This is a genomic window from Streptomyces sp. NBC_00572, assembly GCF_026341815.1.
In the GTDB taxonomy this organism is placed as follows: Bacteria; Actinomycetota; Actinomycetes; order Streptomycetales; family Streptomycetaceae; genus Streptomyces.
Genome location: NZ_JAPENX010000001.1, coordinates 3110081 through 3130310, shown reverse-complemented (window position 1 = coordinate 3130310; position 20230 = coordinate 3110081). Strand labels below are relative to the sequence as shown.

Here is a 20230-nt window from a genome sequence, read left to right as displayed (position 1 = left end):
GCGGGCACGAAAAGGGGGCGACCGGCACGGAAAAGGGGCGGCGGGCCGTCGAAACGGTCCGCCGCCCCTCAGGGCTTTTCCGGACTACTGCACCACGGTGATGCGGTCCGCCGCCGGGACCGGCAGCGGGGCGCTCGCGGAGGAGTGGGCCGCCAGGTAGGCGTTGAAGAGGTCCAGGTCCGAGGCCCCGACCAGCTTGTTGGTACCAGTGGCCAGGGCCGCGAAGCCGTCGCCGCCGCCCGCGAGGAACTCGTTCATCGCGACGCGGTAGGTCTTCGACGGGTCGATCGCCTCACCGTTCAGCTTGATCGTGCCGTCGACGACGCGGTCCGCGCCCGTCTTCGTCATGTCGAGCGTGTAGGTGAGGCCCTTCGAGACCTGAAGGATCTTGATGGAGTTCAGGTTCGAGCCGCTGACCTGCTGCTTCAGCGCCGAGATCAGGTTCGCGCCGCTGAGGTCGACCACGTTCATCATGTTGGTGAAGGGCTGCACGGTGAACGACTCGCCGTACGTCACGACGCCGTTGCCCTCGCTGCCGGAGGCCGCGTACACCAGGTCGGAGCGGATACCGCCCGGGTTCATCAGGGCCAGCTGAGCGCCGCCCTTGTCCGCCGGGGCCAGGCCCTCCAGCTGCGCGTCGGCGATCAGGTCGCCGAGCGGCTTCTCCAGCGCCGTGGAACCGCGGCCGTTGATGTCGGCGGCGATGAAGCCCTGCGGACGGTTCGCGATCGGGGCGGCCAGCGTGCGCCAGTCCTCGATCAGCTTCGTGACGTCCGCGGCCTTCGGCACGTCACGCGTGACGACGTGGTTGGCCGAGGCCACCGCCGTGCGCACGATGTCCTTGGTGGCACGGTCGTACGTCAGCGTCGTGTCCGTGTACAGCTTGCCGAACGAGGACGCCGAGGTGACCAGACGGGGCTTGCCCGCCGGGTCCGGGATGGAGCACACGTACGCCTGGTGCGTGTGACCGGTGACCAGCGCGTCGACCTGCGGCGAGACGTTCTTGGCGATGTCGACGATCGCGCCCGAGACGCCCTCGCCGTCACCGTCGCCGTCACCGTCACCGTCGCAGTTGTAGTTGTACGCGGCCGAGGCCGGCATGCCGCCCTCGTGGACCAGGGCGACGATGGACTTGACGCCCTTGCGCTCCAGGATCTTCGTGTACTTGTTGATCGTCTCGACCTCGTCGCCGAACTTGAGGCCCTTGACGCCCTCGGCGGTGACGACGTTCGGGGTGCCCTCCAGGGTCACGCCGATGAAGCCGATCCGGACGCCGTTCTTCTCCCAGATGAAGTACGGGTCGAGCAGCGGCTTCCCCGTCTTCTCCTTCGTCACGTTCGCGGCGAGGTACGGGAAGTCGGCACCCTTGAACTTCTTGCCGTCGACGAAGCAGCCGGCGGTCGGGTGACAGCCGCCGTTCTGCATCCGGGCCAGCTCGACCGCGCCCTCGTCGAACTCGTGGTTGCCCACCGAGGTGACGTCGAGGTCCAGCTTGTTCAGGGCCCCGATGGTCGGCTCGTCGTGGAAGAGCCCGGACAGCAGGGGCGAGGCACCGATGAGGTCACCGGCCGCGGCCGTCACGGAGTAACGATTCCCCTGACGGGCCTGGCGCAGGTGCGTGGCCAGGTACTCGACGCCACCGGCGTCGATCTTCTCGGTGGTGCCGTCCTCCTTGACCCGGGTGACCTGACCGGACGAACCGGCCGGCGGCTCCAGGTTGCCGTGGAGGTCGTTGAAGGAGAGCAACTGGACGTCGACCATCCGGCCCCAGCCCTTGCCGTGCCCGGCGGCGAAGGCGTCGCCGTCGGCCCCGGCCGACGGCATCGCGGCGACGAGCGCCCCGACCGTCGCAAGTCCCGCACCCGCGGCGAGAATTCGCCGTCCGGTCTTGTTCTTCCTCGGTGTCGCTGCCATCTCTCCCCTAGTCCCCTTGCCCCTGTTCGCGGCCTTGACGTACTCCCCGTATGCCGCTGCAGCCTAGAGTCAACGCGCGTAGCGCAACAGGGGGTAGCTGGTTACAAGACAGTTGCCTCTGACCGACGAAGTGTCGCCGTAGGCTCGTAGCCATGACTTCCGACGCGGCGCCGGCCCTCGAACCCGGACGGCAGATCCACACCTATGACGAGCTCACGCCCGAGCAGATCCAGGACGTACTGGACCTGCTGGAGGCCGCGGACCAGGCCGACGGCATGCACGCCGTCTCCGAGCAGGGCCGGCTCTACCTCCGTCACGGCGGCCGCGAGGGCGTGCGGCACTTCCTGCTCACCGTCGGCACCCACCTCTACGGCTACGCCCAGCTGGAGGAGACCGACCCCATCGAGGCCCCGGCCGCCGAGCTCGTCGTCCACCCCTCCCACCGTGGCCGCGGCCACGGCCGGGCGCTCGGCACCACCCTGCTCGGCGCCTCCGGCAAGCGGCTGCGCGTCTGGGCGCACGGCGGCAAGTCCGCCGCCCGGCACCTCGCCCAGGTCCTCGGCCTGACCCTCTTCCGCGAACTGCGCCAGCTCAGGCGCCCCCTCACCCCGCTCGACATCCCGGAGCCGGTGCTCCCCGAGGGCGTCACCGTCCGCACCTTCGTCCCCGGTCAGGACGACACGGCCTGGCTCGCGGTCAACGCCGCCGCCTTCGCCCACCACCCGGAGCAGGGCTCGCTCACCCAGCGGGACCTGGACGACCGGATCGCCGAGCCCTGGTTCGACCCGAAGGGCTTCTTCCTCGCCGAGAAGGACGGCCGGCTCGTCGGCTTCCACTGGACGAAGACCCACGCCGAGGAGCAGCTCGGCGAGGTGTACGTGGTCGGCATCCTGCCCGACGCCCAGGGCGGCGGCCTCGGCAAGGCCCTGACCGCGATCGGCCTGCGGCACCTGGCGGCGCAGGGACTGCCGACGGCGATGCTGTACGTGGACGCCGACAACACGGCGGCGGTGACGGTGTACGAGCGGCTGGGCTTCGTCACGCACGAGGTGGACCTCATGTACCGCACGGAGTCGTAACACCCTTCGGGAAGGGGGCGGTTGACACCGCCCCCTTCTTTGCACCACCCTTTCACTACTTGATTAGTGAAAGGGTGGTGGAAGCATCGTGGTCGAGTACCGCATCGACCGGCGCAGTGGCGTCGCCACCTACCTCCAGATCGTCCAGCAGACGAAACAGGCCCTCCGGATGGGTCTCCTGGAGCCGGGCGACCGACTGCCCACCGCACGCGAGGTCGTCGAAGCGACGGCCATCAACCCCAACACGGTCCTCAAGGCCTACCGCGAGCTCGAACGCGAAGGCCTCGTCGAGGCCCGCCGCGGCCTCGGCACCTTCGTCCGAGCCACGCTCGGCACCGGCCCGGCCGACTCGCCCCTGCGCGGCGAGCTCGCCGACTGGGCCCGCCGCGCCCGCACCGCCGGACTGGACCGCGAGGACGTGGCCGCGCTCTTCACATCCGTACTGAAGGAACACTTCGAGGGGGACGACGCATGACAAGAGACGGCATCGCACTGGAGGCCGATCTCCTGGGCAAGAAATACGGGGGAAGGGGCCGGGGAACCGGCCCCGGCTGGGCCCTGCGGGAGTGCGACTTCGCCCTCCCCGCCGGCCGCGTCTGCGCCCTCGTCGGCCCCAACGGCGCCGGCAAGTCCACCCTCCTCGCCCTCGCCGCCGGGCTGCTGCGCCCCACCGAGGGCACGATCCACGCCCCGGCCCGCGAACACCTCGCGTACGTCGCCCAGGACAAGCCGCTCCACCCCCGGCTCACCGTCGCCGACACCCTGCGGATGGGCCGCGAGCTCAACCCGGGCCGCTGGCACGAGGCCGCCGCCCTGCGCGTCATGGCCGACGCGCTCGACCCCGACGCCGTCGTTCGGACCCTCTCCGGCGGCCAGCGCACCCGTGTCGCCCTCGCGCTCGCCCTCGGCAAGCGGCCCGAACTGCTGCTCCTCGACGAGCCGATGGCCGACCTCGACCCGCTCGCCCGGCACCAGCTGATGGGCCTGCTCATGGCCGACGCCGCCGAACACGGCACCACCGTCGTCATGTCCTCCCACATCCTCACCGAGCTGGAGGGCGCCTGCGACCACCTCCTCCTGCTGAACGGCGGCCGGATCCGCCTCGACGGACCCGTCGACGAACTCCTCGCCGCCCACGCCCTGCTCAGGGGCCCGGTCGCCGACCTCGCCCCGCACACGGTCGTCGAATCCCGCACGACGGGCCGTCAGCTCACGGCCCTGATCCGCCGCGAGGGCCCGGTCGAAGGCCCCTGGGAGACCACGGAGCCCTCCCTTGAGGACCTCCTCCTCGCCCACCTCCGCACCACCGAAGGAGCCCCGGCATGAGCACCCTCGCCCTGAAGGGCCCCTACTGGGTGACGGTCCGCCAGTACCGGCGGACGCTGTGGCTGGCGGGGGGCCTGGTGGTCCTGGCCCTGGCCGTGATCGGGGGGCTGCGGATCTGGGACGCGCAGACACCGGACGTGTACGTACAGGACGGCTACCAGGTCCCGTCCCACGACAACCGCGGGTACGCAACGCTCCGCTGGGCCATGGAGTACTTCTCCATGGGCGTGGTCCTGCTCCCCCTCCTGGTCGGCGCCTTCGTCGCGGGCCCGCTCATCGCCCGCGAGCTGGAATCGGGGACGTACAAGCTCTCCCTCACCCAGTCGATCAGCCCGGCCCGATGGCTCGGCTCGAAGCTGCTGACGTCCACGGCGGCGGCCGTGGGAGCCACGCTCCTGCTGATGGCCGTCTACGCGCTGGGCTGGGTACGGGTCGGCGGCAGCAGCGAGCTCCACTGGGCCGACCGGGGCAGTTACGAGGCCACCGGGACCGTCCTCGTCGCCTACGTCCTGCTCGCCGTCGCCGTCGGCGCCCTCGTCGGTCTGCTGATCCGCCGCACCCTCGTGGCCATGGCCGTGACCGGCGGGGTCGTGGGCCTGGTCCTGCTGATCCTCGGCGCCCGCCGCTGGGACTTCCTGCCGGTGACGACCATCACCGGCCCGGCGGACGCGGAGTCCACCGTCCTCACCATGCCCGAGCACGGCCTGCTCATGGAACAAGGCCTGATCAGCGCCTCCGGGGAACGTTGGCCCGGCTGGTTCTGCTCCAGCGAACCCGTCCCCGCCATCGACGGCAGCTGCCTCCCCCAAGAGCCGATAGCCGCCCAGTACCTCGACTACCACCCCGGCTCACACTTCTGGCCCACCCAGCTCATCGAGACCGGCATCGTCCTCGCCCTCGCCGCCCTCGCGCTCTTCGCCGCCTTCCGCGTCCTGCGCGCCCGGCACCCCTAAAGGATCAAGCGGGCGGGGCCGCACACGGCCCCGCCCCCGATTCCGGGACGACATGTCGTCGTTACCGGCCATTCAGACGCGCTTGCGACGCTCACGCAATGAAGCGCTCCGTGCCCCCGCCCGGAAGGGCGGCCCTCCCCAAAGGGAGACTTCCCTCCCCCACGGCCCGCTCCGACGCGCCCGACCACCCCTTCGCGCGGAAGAATGGGGTCATGAGCCAGCAGCCCGCCGAGGTCCCGGTCCAGTCCTCCGCCACGCAGTCCGCCCCGTCGTCCACCGAGACGCCCGCTGCGTCCGCCTCGACGTCCCACGGCTCCATAGCCGCGCACCGCGCACAGGTGGTGAACGGGGCCGTCGTCACCGACATCGACGCCGACCTGGACGCCGACCCGGACACGTACAAGGACGACGGCGCGCTCGGCGACGAGCTGCCGCAGGGCCGTTTCCTCGACCGGGAACGCAGCTGGCTCGCGTTCAACGAGCGCGTGCTCGAACTCGCCGAGGACCCCACGACCCCGCTCCTCGAACGGGCGAACTTCCTCGCGATCTTCGCGTCCAACCTCGACGAGTTCTTCATGGTCCGGGTCGCCGGCCTCAAGCGCCGCATCGCCACCGGCGTCGCCACCCGATCCGCCTCCGGCCTCCAGCCCCGCGAGGTCCTGGACCTGATCTGGACCCGGTCGCGCGAGCTCATGGCCCGGCACGCGGCCTGCTACCAGCAGGACGTGGCCCCGGCCCTGGCCGACGAGGGCATCCACCTGATCCGCTGGCCCGAGCTCACGGAGAAGGAACAGGCGCGGCTCTTCACCCTGTTCCGGCAGCAGATCTTCCCGGTCCTCACCCCACTGGCCGTGGACCCGGCACACCCCTTCCCGTACATCTCGGGACTCTCGCTCAACCTCGCCGTGGTCGTACGCAATCCGGTGAGCGGCCACCGCCACTTCGCGCGCGTGAAGGTGCCGCCGCTGCTGTCCCGCTTCCTGGAGGCCTCCCCGCAGCGGTACGTGCCGCTGGAGGACGTGATCGCGGCGCACCTGGAGGAGCTGTTCCCCGGGATGGAGGTGCTGGCGCACCACATGTTCCGGGTGACCAGGAACGAGGACCTGGAGGTCGAGGAGGACGACGCCGAGAACCTCCTCCAGGCCCTGGAGAAGGAGCTCATGCGGCGCCGCTTCGGGCCGCCGGTGCGCCTTGAGGTCGAGGAGTCCATCGACCCGTACGTCCTCGATCTCCTCGTCCGCGAGCTGAAGGTCTCCGACGCCGAGGTCTATCCGCTGCCGGGGCCGCTCGACCTCACGGGTCTGTTCGGGATCTCCGGGCAGGACCGGCCGGAGCTGAAGTACCCGAAGTACGTGGCCGGCACCCACCGTGACCTGGCCGAGGTCGAGTCGGCGTCCGCACCGGACATCTTCGCGGCGCTGCGCGAGCGGGACGTGCTGCTGCACCACCCGTACGACTCGTTCTCGACGTCCGTGCAGGCCTTCCTGGAGCAGGCGGCGGCCGACCCGGACGTGCTGGCGATCAAGCAGACGCTGTACCGGACCTCGGGCGACTCGCCGATAGTCGACGCCCTCATCGACGCCGCCGAGTCCGGCAAGCAGGTCCTGGTCCTCGTCGAGATCAAGGCCCGCTTCGACGAGCAGGCCAACATCAAGTGGGCGCGCAAGCTGGAGGAGGCCGGCTGCCACGTCGTCTACGGCCTCGTCGGCCTGAAGACCCACTGCAAGCTGTCCCTGGTCGTACGGCAGGAGGGCGAGCTGCTCCGCCGCTACTCGCACGTCGGCACCGGCAACTACCACCCGAAGACGGCCCGCCTGTACGAGGACCTGGGCCTGCTGACCGCCGACCCGCAGGTCGGCGCGGACCTCTCCGACCTGTTCAACCGGCTCTCCGGCTACTCCCGCCGCGAGACGTACCGGCGGCTGCTCACCGCCCCGAAGTCGCTGCGCGACGGGCTGGTCTCCCGGATCACCAAGGAGATCGCCCACCACCGCGCCGGCCGGCCCGCGTACGTGCGGATCAAGGTCAACTCGATGGTCGACGAGGCCGTCATCGACGCCTGCTACCAGGCCTCGCGGGCCGGCGTCCCGGTCGACATCTGGGTCCGCGGCATCTGCGCCGTACGCCCCGGCGTCACCGGCCTCTCGGAGAACATCCGGGTCCGTTCGATCCTCGGCCGCTTCCTGGAGCACTCCCGGGTCTTCGCCTTCGGCAACGGCGGCGAACCCGAGGTCTGGTTCGGCAGCGCCGACATGATGCACCGCAACCTGGACCGCCGGATCGAGGCCCTCGTACGGGTCTCCGACCCGGCGCACCGGGCCGCGCTCACCCGGCTCCTGGAGACCGGAATGTCCGACACCACCTCCTCCTGGCACCTCGGCCCCGACGGGAACTGGACGCGGCACGCGACCGACCCCGAGGGCCGCCCCCTACGGCACGTCCAGGAGATGCTCATCGACGCGCGGAGGCGCCGGCGTGCACAACCCTGACCACTCACAGGACGTCACGGCGGGCGAGGTCCTGGCCCCCTACCTGCACGCCCGAGCCGCGGACTTCCTCCGCGGCCTCCGGCTCCACGGCGAGAGCGGCTCGGACACGGCCGGAGCGGAGGAGGCCGCCCGCACGCTGCGGGCCGCCGCCCGCCGGATCGGCGGGACGCTCCACACGTTCCGGCCGCTGCTCGACACGGCCTGGGCGGACCAGCTGCGCCCCGAGCTCGCCTGGCTCTCCGGGACACTGGCCCTGGAGCAGGCCTGCACCTCACGGCTCGTCCGCCTGGTGGACGCGCTGTCCCGCCTATCGAACGGAGCGGGGCCCGTCCCCGCCGCCCGCGGCAGCGAGGCGGCCGGTCTCACCGTGGGAGCCGCCCGGGCGGGCGCCCTGCTCGAACGGCAGCTGACCCTGGCCCGTACCCGAGCCCACTCGGCATCGCTGCAGGCCCTGGGCTCGGCCCGCTTCCACGCGGTCGCCGACGCCGTCGCGCTCCTCGCCTCCGAGGTACCGCTCGGCCCGGTGGGCGGGGCCCCGGCCGTCGAGGTCCTGGACGGCCCCGCCGAGCTCGCCGAACGGCGCCTCCTGGACGCGGTGGCCACCCTGCCCCTGACGCGGGCGGCCCACCCGTACAACGCGGAGGCGCTCGCGCTGGCCGCCGGGGAGAGCCAGGACGCGCCCTGGCACCAGACACGGCTCCTGCTCCGGCTGCACCGCTACGCCACCGAGGCCCTGCACATCGGGGGCGAACCCGACTCCGTGCTGTACGAGGCCGCCCGGGCCCTGGACCGGCACCGCGACGCCGCCGAAGCCGCCTCGGCCGCCGCCGCGGCCGCCCGCACCCCGCGCATCGCCCCGGCGACGGCCTACGCCCTGGGTGTCCTCCACGCCGACCAACGCCACGAGGTCGAAGCCTCCCGCTTCGCCTTCCAGCGTGCCTGGCGGAGAACGACGGCGCCGGTCCCATGACCGTCCCCGCCCCCGAACCCCCGATCCTCGCCGCCGGCTGCGTCCTCTGGCGCCCGGCGCGATCCGGCCACGGCATCGAGATCGCCGTGGTCTTCCGACCGAAGTGGTCCGATTGGTCTCACCCCAAGGGCAAGCTGAAGTCCGGAGAAGAGGCGCGAGCGGCAGCGGTCCGCGAGGTTCGGGAGGAGACCGGCATGACGTGCGTGCTGGGCGTCGAGCTGTCCACCGTCCACTACCGGGTCCAGGACCGCCCCAAGGAGGTCCGCTACTGGGCGGCCGAGGCCACGGGCGGCTCGTTCGAGCCGAACCGGGAAGTGACGCGTCTGCTGTGGCTCGCCCCGGAAGCCGCACGGACCTGCCTCACGCAGGACAGGGACAAGGACCTGATCGGCACGTTCCTCAGACTGCGGGACGCCCGCGAGTCGTCGCCCGGCGCCACCCGGGGCTGAGCAGGGCGGGGTCGAACGGCGCCTTGTCGCCGCCCCCGCCCGGAGCTCCGGTGCTCCGGTGCTCCGGTGCTCCGGCGCTCCGGTGCGACGCAACAGCGGGAGAAGGTCCTGGACGGTCGTTCCGGGTCACGCGTATCGCGTATGTCCTCCTCCTGCATCGTGCCCGATACGGGACAACGGCTGGTAGCAACCGGAAGCGCACGCGTCCGTCCCGCCCAGCCCCGCTCCACCCGCACCCGGCCTTACGGCACGGTTCACTTTCCGTTCACTCTGTGCGGCCGACCGCTTCACCTGTTCTGCCTAATTTCGGCCTTACACGGTGCACAGAGCACAGCGATGCACCACCAACCGACACACGCCGCCGTAGAACGTTCGGGACACTCGGTCCGCGACAGGGCGGCTTCTGGAAGGAACACCCGAAAGTGAAGCTTTCGCGCAAGAACGGGCTTCGCGCCTCCGCGATCGGTGCCCTCGTCGTCTCCGGTGCGCTCGTCCTCTCGGCGTGTGGGTCGGACAACAACACGGAGACGCCGGCCAAGGAAAGCGGCAAGCAGACCTCCGCCGCCGCCTCCAACATCGCCTGCGAGGGCGCCAAGGGCCAGCTCCTCGCCGCCGGGTCCAGCGCGCAGAAGAACGCGATGGACCTGTGGGTCAAGAACTTCCAGGCCGCGTGCTCCGGCGTCGAGATCAACTACCAGGGCATCGGCTCCGGCGGCGGCATCACCAAGTTCAACCAGGGCCAGGTCGCCTTCGCGGGCTCCGACTCCGCCCTGAAGGACGAAGAGGTCGCCGAGTCGCAGAAGATCTGCAAGGGCGGCACGGGCGTCAACCTGCCCATGGTCGGCGGCCCCATCGCCATCGGCTACAAGCTGGACGGCGTGGACAACCTGATCCTCGACGCCTCCACCATCGCCAAGATCTTCGACAACAAGATCACCAAGTGGAACGACCCGGCGATCGCCAAGCTGAACCCGGGCGCCAAGCTCCCCGACAGCACGATCCAGGCCTTCCACCGCTCGGACGAGTCGGGCACCACCCAGAACCTGGGCAAGTACCTCTCGACCGCCGCCGCGGCCGACTGGAAGCACGACCCGAAGTCGAAGTCGTGGCCCGCCCAGGGTGGCCAGGCCGCCAACGGCTCCTCCGGTGTCGCCACCGCGGTCAAGGACGCCGAGGGCTCCATCGGCTACTTCGAGCTCTCGTACGCCACCGCGAACAAGATCTCCACGGTCGCCATCAACACCGGTGCCGCCGCCCCCGTCGCCGCCTCCTCGGAGAACGCGTCCAAGGCCATCGCCGCCGCCAAGGTCAAGGGCAAGGGCAACGACGTCGCCCTCTCCCTCGACTACGCCACGAAGGCCGAGGGCGCCTACCCGATCGTCCTCGTCACCTACGAGATCGCCTGCGACAAGGGCAACAAGGCGGAGACCCTGCCGACCCTGAAGGCCTTCCTCAACTACACCGTGAGCGAGGAGGGCCAGAAGGTCCTCGCCGACGCCGGCTACGCCCCGCTCCCGGCCGAGATCGCCGCGAAGGTCCGCGCGATCGTCCCCACCCTGTCCTGACCCCCGGCCGGGTCCGGCCCCCCGCACCGGGGGGCCGGACCCGGCATCCGGTGCACCGCCGCCAGGAGCCCGTACATCCGTAGGGGCCCCGCAGACCGGAGAAGCAGATGGCTACCAGCACACCAGACATACAGAGGAGCCGGCGCGCCAAGAGCGCCTCGCGCCCCGGGGACCGCATCTTCAGCGGGCTCTCCCGAGGTTCCGGCATCACCCTCCTCGTGATCATGGCCGCGATCGCCGGCTTCCTCACCTACCGCGCCGTCCTCGCGATCTCGGACGACAGCGCCAACTTCTTCACCACCTTCGAGTGGAACCCGGCCGGCGACCCGCCGGTCTTCGGCATCGCCGTCCTCGCCTTCGGCACGATCGTCTCGTCGATCGTCGCGATGGTCATCGCCGTGCCCGTCGCGATCGGCATCGCGCTCTTCATCTCGCACTACGCCCCGCGCAAGCTGGCCAAGCCGCTCGCGTACGTCGTCGACCTGCTCGCCGCCGTGCCCAGCATCATCTACGGCCTCTGGGGCGCGATCTTCCTCGTCCCGTATCTGGACGGCCTCAACAAGTGGCTCGACCAGTACTTCGGCTGGACGTACATCTTCGACAAGGCCAACGAAGGCCCCGCCCGCAACCTCTTCACCGTGGGCATCCTCCTGGCGATCATGATCCTTCCGATCATCACCAACGTCACCCGTGAGGTCTTCCTCCAGGCCCCGAAGATGCACGAGGAAGCCGCCCTCGCCCTCGGCGCCACGCGCTGGGAGGTCATCCGCATGTCGGTGCTGCCCTTCGGCCGCTCCGGCATCATCTCCGCCTCCATGCTGGGCCTCGGCCGCGCACTCGGCGAGACCATGGCCGTCGCCGTGGTCCTCTCCCCCAGCTTCCTCATCTCGGGCCACCTTCTCGACCCGGGTGGCGGCACGTTCGCGCAGAACATCGCCGCCAAGTTCAACGAGGCCAACGAGTTCGGCCGGGACGCGCTGATCGCGTCCGGTCTCGTCCTCTTCGCCATCACCCTGCTGGTCAACGGCGCCGCCCGCTGGATCATCGGCCGCCGCAAGGAGTACTCGGGGGCAGCGGCATGAGCCACGCCATACAGGATCGTCCGGTCTCGACGGTCAAGCGCGCCAGTTCGCTCTCCAGCGCCCGCCTCCCCCGCTGGAGCCCGATCGCCATCGCCGCCGGCTCCATCGCCGCGGCCGTCGGCATCGGCCTCGCCGCCGGCTGGCACAGCAAGGTCCAGTGGGGCATGATCGCCGCGCTGCTCTTCGTCCTCACCACGTACGCGCTGACCACCAAGGTCGAGGGCAGGCGTCAGGCCAAGGACAACGTCGCCACCAGCCTGGTCTGGGTCTGCTTCGTGCTCGCCGTCGTCCCGCTGGTCTCCCTCGGCTGGGTCACGATCAGCAAGGGCATGGAAGTCCTCGACCCGTACTTCCTGAGCCACTCGATGAACGGCGTCCTCGACGCCGAGGCCGGCGGCGGCGTCTACCACGCGCTGCTCGGCACCATCGAGCAGGTCGCCATCGCGACCGTGATCGCCGCCCCGATCGGCCTCCTGACCGCCGTCTACCTCGTCGAGTACGGCGGCGGGAAGCTCGCCCAGGCCGTCACTTTCTTCGTCGACGTCATGACGGGCATCCCGTCGATCGTCGCCGGCCTCTTCATCCTCGCCACCTGGAACCTGATGCTGGGCTTCGGCCCCTCCGGTTTCGCCGGCGCGATGGCCCTCGCCATCCTGATGATGCCGGTCGTGGTCCGCTCCACCGAGGAGATGCTCAAGCTCGTCCCGAACGAGCTCCGTGAGGCCTCCCTCGCCCTCGGCATCCCCAAGTGGCGCACCATCCTGAAGGTGGTCCTGCCCACCGCGATCGGCGGCATCACCACGGGCGTCATGCTCGCGGTCGCCCGAATCACCGGCGAGACGGCCCCGATCCTGCTCCTCGTGTTCGGTACGAAGCTCATCAACCCGAACCCCTTCGAAGGCGCTCAGTCCTCCCTGCCGCTCTACGTGTACGAGCAGTACGCGGTCGGCACCGACGCAGCCGTGTCCCGCGCATGGGCAGCCGCGCTCGTCCTGATCGCCTTCGTCATGATCCTCAATCTGGTGGCCCGCGGCATCGCCCGCTGGAAGGCCCCCAAGACCGGCCGCTGACCAGCGTCCACCTCTGGAAGTGAATTGATATGGCCAAGCGAATCGACGTCAGCGGCCTCTCCGCGTACTACGGCGCCCACAAGGCGATCGACGACATCTCCATGACCGTCGAGCCCCGCTCCGTGACCGCCTTCATCGGCCCGTCCGGCTGCGGCAAGTCCACCTTCCTGCGCACCCTGAACCGCATGCACGAGGTCACCCCCGGCGGCCGCGTCGAGGGCAAGGTGATGCTCGACGACGAGAACCTGTACGGGACGAACGTCGACCCCGTCGCCGTGCGCCGCACGGTCGGCATGGTCTTCCAGCGCCCGAACCCCTTCCCCACCATGTCGATCTTCGACAACGTGGCAGCGGGCCTGCGGCTCAACGGCAAGTACAAGAAGTCGCAGCTCAACGACATCGTCGAGAGGTCCCTCAAGGGCGCCAACCTCTGGAACGAGGTCAAGGACCGCCTCAACAAGCCGGGCTCCGGCCTCTCCGGCGGTCAGCAGCAGCGTCTGTGCATCGCCCGCGCCATCGCGGTCGAGCCCGACGTCCTGCTGATGGACGAGCCCTGCTCGGCCCTCGACCCGATCTCGACGCTGGCGATCGAGGACCTCATCGGCGAGCTGAAGGAGCGCTTCACGATCGTCATCGTGACGCACAACATGCAGCAGGCCGCCCGCGTCTCGGACCGCACGGCCTTCTTCAACCTGGCGGCCGTCGGCCAGCCCGGCAAGCTGATCGAGCTGGACGACACCGAGCGCATCTTCTCCAACCCGAGCGTCCAGGCGACCGAGGACTACATCTCCGGCCGCTTCGGCTAAACCGCGCTCCCCAAGCTCGTCTACGGTGCTGCATGGCGGTGCCACCGTACGACGAAGGGCCCGGCTCCCCACAGGGAGCCGGGCCCGACCATTTGGTCCGTACGAATCAGCCGAAGAAGAGCTGCACCACGAAGTAGCTGCCCGCAGCGACCAGCGCGGCGGCCGGCATCGTGATGAACCAGCCCAGGATGATGTTCTTCGCGACACCCCAGCGCACCGCGTTGACCCGCTTCGTCGCGCCCACACCCATGATCGCGGAGGTGATGACGTGAGTGGTCGAGATCGGCGCGTGGAAGAGGAACGCCGAGCCGAACATGATCGACGCGCCCGTGGTCTCCGCCGCGAAACCCTGCGGCGGGTCCAGCTCGATGATCTTCCGGCCGAGCGTCCGCATGATGCGCCAGCCACCCGCGTACGTGCCCAGCGAGAGCATCACGGCGCACGCGATCTTCACCCACACCGGGATGTCGTCGCCGGAGTCCTGCACATCGGCGATGACGAGGGCCATCACCACGATGCCCATCGTCTTCTGCGCGTCCTGCAGACCGTGGCCCAGCGCCATGCCCGCCGCCGACACCGTCTGGGCGATACGGAAGCCGCGCTTGGCCTTGTGCGGGTTGGCCTTGCGGAACATCCACATGATCGCGCACATCACCAGGTAACCGACGACCAGACCGACGACCGGCGAGATGAACATCGGGATGACGACCTTGTCGAGGACGCCTCCCCAGATGACCTCCGTGCCACCGGCCAGCGCCGCACCCACCATGCCGCCGAACAGCGCGTGCGAGGAGGAGGACGGCAGACCGAAGTACCAGGTCACCAGGTTCCAGATGATCGCGCCGACCAGCGCGGCGAAGAGGATGCCCATCCCCTTGTCACCGTGCGGCGTCTCGATCAGACCCTCACTGACCGTCTTGGCGACCCCGCTGCCCATGAAGGCACCGGCGAGGTTCATGACGGCGGCCATGGCCAGGGCCGCCCGGGGGGTCAGCGCCCGCGTCGACACCGAGGTGGCGATGGCGTTGGCCGAGTCGTGAAAACCGTTCGTATACGTGAAACCGAGCGCGACACCGATGGTCACGATCAGAGCAAAGGTGTCCACGAAGCCTCAGGACTCCTTGACCGCGATGGTCTCCACCGTGTTGGCCACGTGCTCGAACGCGTCGGCCGCCTCTTCCAGCACGTCGACGATCTGCTTGAGCTTGAGCACCTCGATGGCGTCGTACTTGCCGTTGAAGAGCTGGGCGAGCAGCTTGCGATGGATCTGGTCCGCCTGGTTCTCCAGCCGGTTGACCTCGATCCAGTACTCGGTGAGGTCCTTCATCGTCCGCAGGTTCGGCATCGCCTCGGCGGTCAGCTCCGCAGCGCGCGCGAGGACCTCGATCTGCTGCTCGACACCCTTGGGGAGTTCCTCGACGTTGTAGAGGACGACCAGGTCGACGGCCTCCTCCATGAAGTCCATGATGTCGTCGAGGGAGGACGCGAGGTTGTAGATGTCCTCGCGGTCGAACGGCGTGATGAAGGAGGAGTTCAGCTGATGGAAGATCGCATGGGTCGCGTCGTCGCCGGCGTGCTCCGCTGCCCGCATCCGCTCCGCGATCTCGGCCCGGGCGGAAGGCTCCGCTCCGAGCAGTTCCATCAGGAGCTTCGAGCCCGTGACGATGTTGTCCGCGGACGCGGCGAACATGTCGTAGAAGCTCGTCTCCCTGGGGGTCAGACGAAATCGCACGTGAGGTCCTCGGGGTGCTGGGTTTCGGTCAGGCTGATGCTAGGCGCATCATCCGGCCACGGCTAACCGGCGTCTCTCAGTGTCGCCCATCGGGCACAGTGAACAGCACGGGCCCCCGTCCGGATCGGCGGGGATCGGTACCATATACCCACGAGGGGTATACACCCCCTTAATGGACAACGGGAGGACGCGATGACGACCACCGAGGCGGACCAGGTCACCCCCGAGGCCGTCGAGGCCGTCGGGCCGGCCGACCACGAGCACGGCGTGCACGGCTACCACAAGCAGAAGGACGAGCACCTCAAGCGACTCCGCCGGATCGAGGGCCAGATCCGCGGTCTGCAGCGGATGGTCGACGAGGACGTCTACTGCATCGACATACTCACGCAGGTCTCCGCCTCGACGAAGGCACTCCAGTCGTTCGCGCTCCAGCTCCTGGAGGAGCACCTGCGGCACTGCGTCGCGGACGCTGCCACCAAGGGCGGCGAGGGCATCGACGCCAAGGTCGAGGAGGCCACGAAGGCCATCGCCCGCATGCTCCGCACCTGAGGCCTCGCCGTACGCGGGGCGGTGCGCGCGGGCGGGGCGGTGAGCACGTACGCGGGGTGAGCCGGGCCGTACCGTCCGAGGTCCTCAGAGATCCTCCACGGCCCGCTCCGCCGCCACCCTCAGCACCTCGTCGATCCGGTCGGCGCTGAGCCGTTCCCCGTCCGCGGCCGACGCGGCGATGATCAGCTCGCCGCACAACTCGATCTCGGCAAGGGCGACGCAGTCCGGGTCTGCGGGCACGGTTGCTGTACCGGGCGGGGCCACGCGCATCCACCTCTTCCTGCCGGCGTCGGTCTCCCAGCGGTCTCCCAGCGTAGGGACGGCGCCACGCACCGCGCATGACACGTCCGGACCATTTGCCGATGGTCCATGCCAACACCGGCCTGCTCAGGCCTTGATCTTCCCGGCGTAGATGTCCCGGCGGTCCGGCAGCGTCACCTCGACGCGGACCCCGAAGCCGTACAGCAGGGTCGTCGACGCGACCGCGACCGTACGGCCCTGGTTGCTGAAGCTGAACTGATGGCGCACCTTCCGCAGCCGCCCCTCCCCGTCGAGATACGCGTCGAACGGCACGGTGTCCGTGGCGAACCCTCTCGCCGCCGCGGCGAGCGCCCCCCGGAGCTGCGGCGAGGCGGCCCTGGCCGCCCGCCCGATGTCCGCGACCCCCCGGTAGTGGCTGACTTTCACCCCTGCCAGCTCGACCTCGCCGACGTACGTGGCCCGCCGGACGCCCCGCAGCAGCTCCGCCGCGGCCGCCGGATCGGTGGCCCCGCCCGTGACCAGGTTCCCGTCGTCGAGGGTCGTGGTGTCGACCCGGACCCACTTGTCGGCGGGCACCCCGGCCCCCCGGTTCTTCATGTAGAGGGCGCCGGGGGTGAGGAGCTCGGTGATCGGCCGGTGCTCACTGGCCCCGGCCGCGTCCTTCGGCAGCACCACCTGGAGCCGGCCGGTGCGGCGCCGGAAGTCGTAGCCGCCCTCGCCCCGGATGGTGACCCGGGTCCCGCCGGCGGCCATCTCCATAGAGGTGCTCGCCTTGGAGGTGCCGGCCTTCGTCAGCGCGTCGGCGGCGCTCCGTACGGCGAGCGCGGGATCGACCGTCGGCCTCGGCTCCCCGGGGGCACCGCACCCCGTGACCGCCGCGGGCCCGACGAGGGAGCCGACCAGGACGGCGGTGACGGCGAACGCCCCGCTCCCACGAGCACCCGGACGCCCGTACCGCAGCTGCACCACCATCGCCTGCCAACCCCCAACGCCTCACCGCTGTTTGCCCGGGACCCGCCCTTCCCCGGACCCCGCGGGTCCGGGGACACCCGATCCCATAACGACGGTCGGGGCGTACCGTCACGCGCAGTACGGTGGTGACGTGCACGCGCAGGCCTCACCCCACACCACCACGACGACGGAGCGCGGTTCGTTCGCGCTTGCACGCTGCAGCTGCGGCTGGACGGGCCCGGCCCGAAGATCCCGCGACCGCGCCCGTACGGACGCGGCGGACCACGTCCGTACGACGGCCGGCCAGGAGAACTGACGGAGCGTTCCCGCCGATCAGGCCGCGAGGTCGTTGTGGTCGGTGCCGGTGGCAGGGCCGCCGACGCGGGGCTCGGGGATGCCGACCGTCTCCGGGTGCCGGGGCGCGTCGGCCCGGCGGGAGCGGACGAGGCGGGCGCCGCGGCCCGAGCGGGCGACGGCGGAGAGCACCGGGGTGAGCAGCGCGAGGGCGAGCGGGGCGAGGAGCAGCGCCACCGCCGTACCGAGGGCGAAGCCGCCGATCACGTCGGTCGGGTAGTGGACGCCCATGTAGACCCGCGCGAAGCCCTCGGCGAGGGCGAGGCCGATGGCGGCGAGCCCCAACCTGCGGTGGGCGACGAAGACACCGACGCCGAGTGCCATCGCCAGGGTGGCGTGGTCGCTGACGAAGGAGAAGTCGGTCTTCCCGTCGATGAGGACCTCTAGTCCCTGGTGGTCCTTGAAGGGCCGGGGGCGCTCGACGAAGCCGCGGATGGGGATGTTGACGAGAAGGGCGATCCCGGCGGCCAGCGGGGCCCAGACGAGCCCGGCGGCGGCCGAGACGGAGTCGGCGAGGGTGCCGCGGCGGCGGATGCTCCACCAGCACCACAGGCAGACGAGGGCCATCGCGAGCATGAGCCCGTACTCGCCGACGAATTCCATGACGCGGTCGAACCACGGCGGGGCGGCCTTGGCCAGCTCGTTGATGTCGTAGAGCAGGCTGACATCGGGGTTCGAACCGTCCGATGCGAGTCCAGCCATCTGCTGAGGCCCCTTGCTCTCGTGTCTGTGTTTTCCAACCCCCGTGGTCAGAGCGGTCGGATCAGGGAACGAACCGCTTGAGGCGCACGTTCCGCTCTCTCCGGTGGATCATGATGACGTTATCGAAGAGTGACGGTTCACCGCAGCTCAGGGCCTGTGCATGACGGAGAGTTCCGGCCATGTCCGGTACGCCCGGACGGTCCGTCTGCTCCGTTCAGGCCTGCGGCAGATGGGTCGGCAACGCCGCCGCGCCCTCCGCCGTGACCCGGGTCGCGCCGAAGTAGTCCGGGGTGTCGATCCGGTCGAAGCGGATCACCGCCCCGGTGCGCGGCGCGTCGATCATGTACCCGCCGCCGACGTAGATCCCGACGTGCCTGATGGCCCGGGAGTTGGTCAGGTCGTCCGAGAAGAAGACGAGGTCGCCCGGCAGCAACTCCTCCCTGCTCGGATGCGGCCCGGCGTTGTACTGGTCGTTGGCGACGCGCGGCAGCCGGATGTCGACCGCGTCGTACGCGGCCTGGGTCAGCCCGGAGCAGTCGAACCGGCCGTTCTGCGCGGCCGTGCCCGTCCCGCCCCAGAGATACGGGGTACCGAGCTTCTGCTGCGCGTAGTGGATCGCGCCGGCCGCCTGCCGGGAGGGATCGACGCGGCCGAGCGGCCGGGCGAAGCTCTTCTCCAGGGACTTGATGATGCGTACGTAGTTCTGGGTCTCGCTGATGGGCGGCACCCCACCGTGCTTGATCACCCGGTACGCGCCCGCGTTGTACGCGGCCAGCATGTTGCTCGCCGGATCCCCGGGCACGTTCTTCACATAGCCGGCGAGCTCGCAGTCGTACGAGGCGGCCGACGGGATCGCGTCCTTGGGGTCCCAGATGTCCCGGTCGCCGTCCCCGTCACCGTCCACCCCGTGACCGGCCCAGGTGCCGGGAATGAACTGGGCGATGCCCCGGGCGTCGGCCGAGGAGACGGCCCGCGGGTTCCAGCCGCTCTCCTGATAGAGCTGGGCGGCGAGCAGAGCCGGGTTGATGGCGGGGCAGAGGTTCCCCCACTGCTGCACCAACCCCTGGTAGAGCGTGGGAACCGAACCCTTGGCGAGCCCCACGGTGCCGTTCTTGCCGCTGCCCGCACCGCCGGCAAGCCCGGCCGCCGCCGAGTACGTACCGATGACGAGCAGTGCGACGAAACCGAGACAGACCCCTAAAGCCCCGCCCGACCACAGCCACGCCCTACCGGCCCTACGCACCGTCAACCACCCCTCGGTTCATGGCAGTACGCCCCCGGGCCAGTCTAGGCGGCGGGACGCCGCCTGACGCCGCCCCAAGAGTGCAACAACGACAATCATTGCCCGGAGTCACTCTCCGTGATACACAGAGTGACCATACGCTTCTTTGCATAGAAACCGGCCACACCACCGCAGGTCAAGACGGTCAAGTCGGTCAGATGTGCGGGGATCGGGTAAAGAGAGCCGTCAAGCCGTCACACGCGAGCGGTTTCATCAGCGAAGATAGGGCGATGACCCATGCCGTCCGGCAGGGGCGACTAACTACCCATACAGGGGCGGTGAGTTACATGTACCTGGCGGCCGAAAAAGGCGACATCACCACCATCATCGGTGGAATCGCCCCGAACTGGGGGCCTTTCGGGAGCCTGGGCAACGAGGCCAAGGTGATGATCGAGGTCGTGATGGCCGTGGCCATCCTGCTCTGCCTCGGCATCGCCATCTGGGGAGCGGCCAAGCAGCGCATCGGCGCGACCGCCCTCCGCGACACGTTCAGCGCGGAACAGGGCAAGGGCCTGATCGTGGCCGGCCTGACCGGCGTCTTCATCATCGGATCCCTGGGGACGCTGTTCACCATCGTGTACGGAATGGCCGTCTGACTCCCCGTCGGACACCGCCCCCCTGAGATCGCGCCCCTGATGTCCAGCCAGCCCATCCAGACCAGTCAGACGAGCCAGACCAGCCATGTTGCAGCACTGC

20 protein-coding genes are annotated in these 20230 nt (G+C 69.9%); 13 read left to right on the top strand and 7 right to left on the bottom strand.

All coding sequences use genetic code 11. From position 1 onward, the window contains the following. Positions 1 to 84 precede the first annotated feature (84 nt). Positions 85 to 1914, bottom strand: a complete 1830-nt coding sequence (locus OG514_RS14405; RefSeq protein WP_266894577.1) for a bifunctional UDP-sugar hydrolase/5'-nucleotidase — start codon at positions 1912 to 1914, stop codon at positions 85 to 87. A gap of 152 nt (positions 1915 to 2066) precedes the next feature. On the opposite strand from OG514_RS14405, the gene mshD reads away from it, so the two are divergent. The 11 genes from mshD to pstB all read left to right on the top strand — a co-directional run bounded on the left by mshD (position 2067) and on the right by pstB (position 13703). Further along, positions 2067 to 2993: a mycothiol synthase gene (mshD, locus tag OG514_RS14400; protein WP_266894575.1), complete on the top strand. Its 927-nt coding sequence runs from the start codon at positions 2067 to 2069 to the stop codon at positions 2991 to 2993. A gap of 88 nt (positions 2994 to 3081) precedes the next feature. After that, positions 3082 to 3468: a GntR family transcriptional regulator gene (locus tag OG514_RS14395; protein WP_055601792.1), complete on the top strand. Its 387-nt coding sequence runs from the start codon at positions 3082 to 3084 to the stop codon at positions 3466 to 3468. Next, on the top strand, positions 3465 to 4319 hold the full coding sequence (locus tag OG514_RS14390; RefSeq protein WP_266894568.1) for an ABC transporter ATP-binding protein: 855 nt from the start codon (positions 3465 to 3467) through the stop codon (positions 4317 to 4319). Before OG514_RS14395 ends, OG514_RS14390 begins: the two co-directional genes overlap by 4 nt. Next, positions 4316 to 5272 carry an ABC transporter permease gene (locus tag OG514_RS14385; protein WP_266894566.1) on the top strand — a complete coding sequence of 319 codons (957 nt, stop codon included), beginning with the start codon at positions 4316 to 4318 and terminating at the stop codon, positions 5270 to 5272. Before OG514_RS14390 ends, OG514_RS14385 begins: the two co-directional genes overlap by 4 nt. Positions 5273 to 5484: 212 nt before the next feature. Further along, positions 5485 to 7761, top strand: coding sequence for an RNA degradosome polyphosphate kinase (locus OG514_RS14380; RefSeq protein WP_266894564.1), 2277 nt, complete (start codon positions 5485 to 5487; stop codon positions 7759 to 7761). Then, complete coding sequence (locus OG514_RS14375; protein ID WP_266894562.1) at positions 7748 to 8731, top strand: CHAD domain-containing protein; 984 nt, start codon at positions 7748 to 7750, stop codon at positions 8729 to 8731. The genes OG514_RS14380 and OG514_RS14375 overlap by 14 nt, the downstream gene beginning before the upstream one ends. Then, complete coding sequence (locus OG514_RS14370) at positions 8728 to 9180, top strand: NUDIX hydrolase (protein ID WP_266894560.1); 453 nt, start codon at positions 8728 to 8730, stop codon at positions 9178 to 9180. The genes OG514_RS14375 and OG514_RS14370 overlap by 4 nt, the downstream gene beginning before the upstream one ends. A gap of 422 nt (positions 9181 to 9602) precedes the next feature. After that, positions 9603 to 10745 (top strand): phosphate ABC transporter substrate-binding protein PstS, encoded by a 1143-nt coding sequence (pstS, locus tag OG514_RS14365; RefSeq protein ID WP_266894558.1) that lies wholly within the window; start codon positions 9603 to 9605, stop codon positions 10743 to 10745. Positions 10746 to 10852: 107 nt separating this feature from the next. Continuing rightward, complete coding sequence (gene pstC / locus OG514_RS14360; protein ID WP_266894556.1) at positions 10853 to 11827, top strand: phosphate ABC transporter permease subunit PstC; 975 nt, start codon at positions 10853 to 10855, stop codon at positions 11825 to 11827. Then, complete coding sequence (pstA, locus tag OG514_RS14355) at positions 11824 to 12897, top strand: phosphate ABC transporter permease PstA (RefSeq protein WP_266894554.1); 1074 nt, start codon at positions 11824 to 11826, stop codon at positions 12895 to 12897. Before pstC ends, pstA begins: the two co-directional genes overlap by 4 nt. Before the next feature lie 29 nt (positions 12898 to 12926). Beyond that, complete coding sequence (gene pstB / locus OG514_RS14350; protein WP_266894552.1) at positions 12927 to 13703, top strand: phosphate ABC transporter ATP-binding protein PstB; 777 nt, start codon at positions 12927 to 12929, stop codon at positions 13701 to 13703. A 106-nt stretch (positions 13704 to 13809) separates the two neighbouring features. Here pstB and OG514_RS14345 read toward each other — a convergent pair whose 3' ends face one another. Both OG514_RS14345 and OG514_RS14340 read right to left on the bottom strand, forming a co-directional pair. Then, a complete protein-coding gene (locus OG514_RS14345; protein ID WP_266894550.1) occupies positions 13810 to 14808 on the bottom strand; it encodes an inorganic phosphate transporter in 999 nt (332 codons plus the stop codon). A 6-nt stretch (positions 14809 to 14814) separates the two neighbouring features. Further along, positions 14815 to 15435, bottom strand: coding sequence for a DUF47 domain-containing protein (locus OG514_RS14340; protein WP_229315230.1), 621 nt, complete (start codon positions 15433 to 15435; stop codon positions 14815 to 14817). A 192-nt stretch (positions 15436 to 15627) separates the two neighbouring features. Here OG514_RS14340 and OG514_RS14335 point away from each other — a divergent pair, with 192 nt between their 5' ends. Further along, complete coding sequence (locus OG514_RS14335; RefSeq protein ID WP_266894545.1) at positions 15628 to 15984, top strand: metal-sensitive transcriptional regulator; 357 nt, start codon at positions 15628 to 15630, stop codon at positions 15982 to 15984. 84 nt (positions 15985 to 16068) lie between these two features. Here OG514_RS14335 and OG514_RS14330 read toward each other — a convergent pair whose 3' ends face one another. From OG514_RS14330 to OG514_RS14315, 4 genes are all read right to left on the bottom strand, one after another. Continuing rightward, complete coding sequence (locus OG514_RS14330) at positions 16069 to 16254, bottom strand: hypothetical protein (protein ID WP_266894543.1); 186 nt, start codon at positions 16252 to 16254, stop codon at positions 16069 to 16071. A gap of 117 nt (positions 16255 to 16371) precedes the next feature. Beyond that, the gene (locus tag OG514_RS14325; RefSeq protein ID WP_266894541.1) at positions 16372 to 17217 is read right to left on the bottom strand and encodes a hypothetical protein; all 846 of its coding nucleotides are present in this window, start codon (positions 17215 to 17217) and stop codon (positions 16372 to 16374) included. Positions 17218 to 17529: 312 nt separating this feature from the next. Further along, complete coding sequence (locus OG514_RS14320; protein ID WP_266894539.1) at positions 17530 to 18252, bottom strand: phosphatase PAP2 family protein; 723 nt, start codon at positions 18250 to 18252, stop codon at positions 17530 to 17532. Positions 18253 to 18466: 214 nt separating this feature from the next. Then, positions 18467 to 19501, bottom strand: a complete 1035-nt coding sequence (locus tag OG514_RS14315) for a bifunctional lytic transglycosylase/C40 family peptidase (RefSeq protein WP_266894537.1) — start codon at positions 19499 to 19501, stop codon at positions 18467 to 18469. A 320-nt stretch (positions 19502 to 19821) separates the two neighbouring features. On the opposite strand from OG514_RS14315, the gene OG514_RS14310 reads away from it, so the two are divergent. Next, positions 19822 to 20130, top strand: coding sequence for a hypothetical protein (locus OG514_RS14310; protein ID WP_024757447.1), 309 nt, complete (start codon positions 19822 to 19824; stop codon positions 20128 to 20130). The last annotated feature ends 100 nt before the right edge of the window (positions 20131 to 20230 follow it).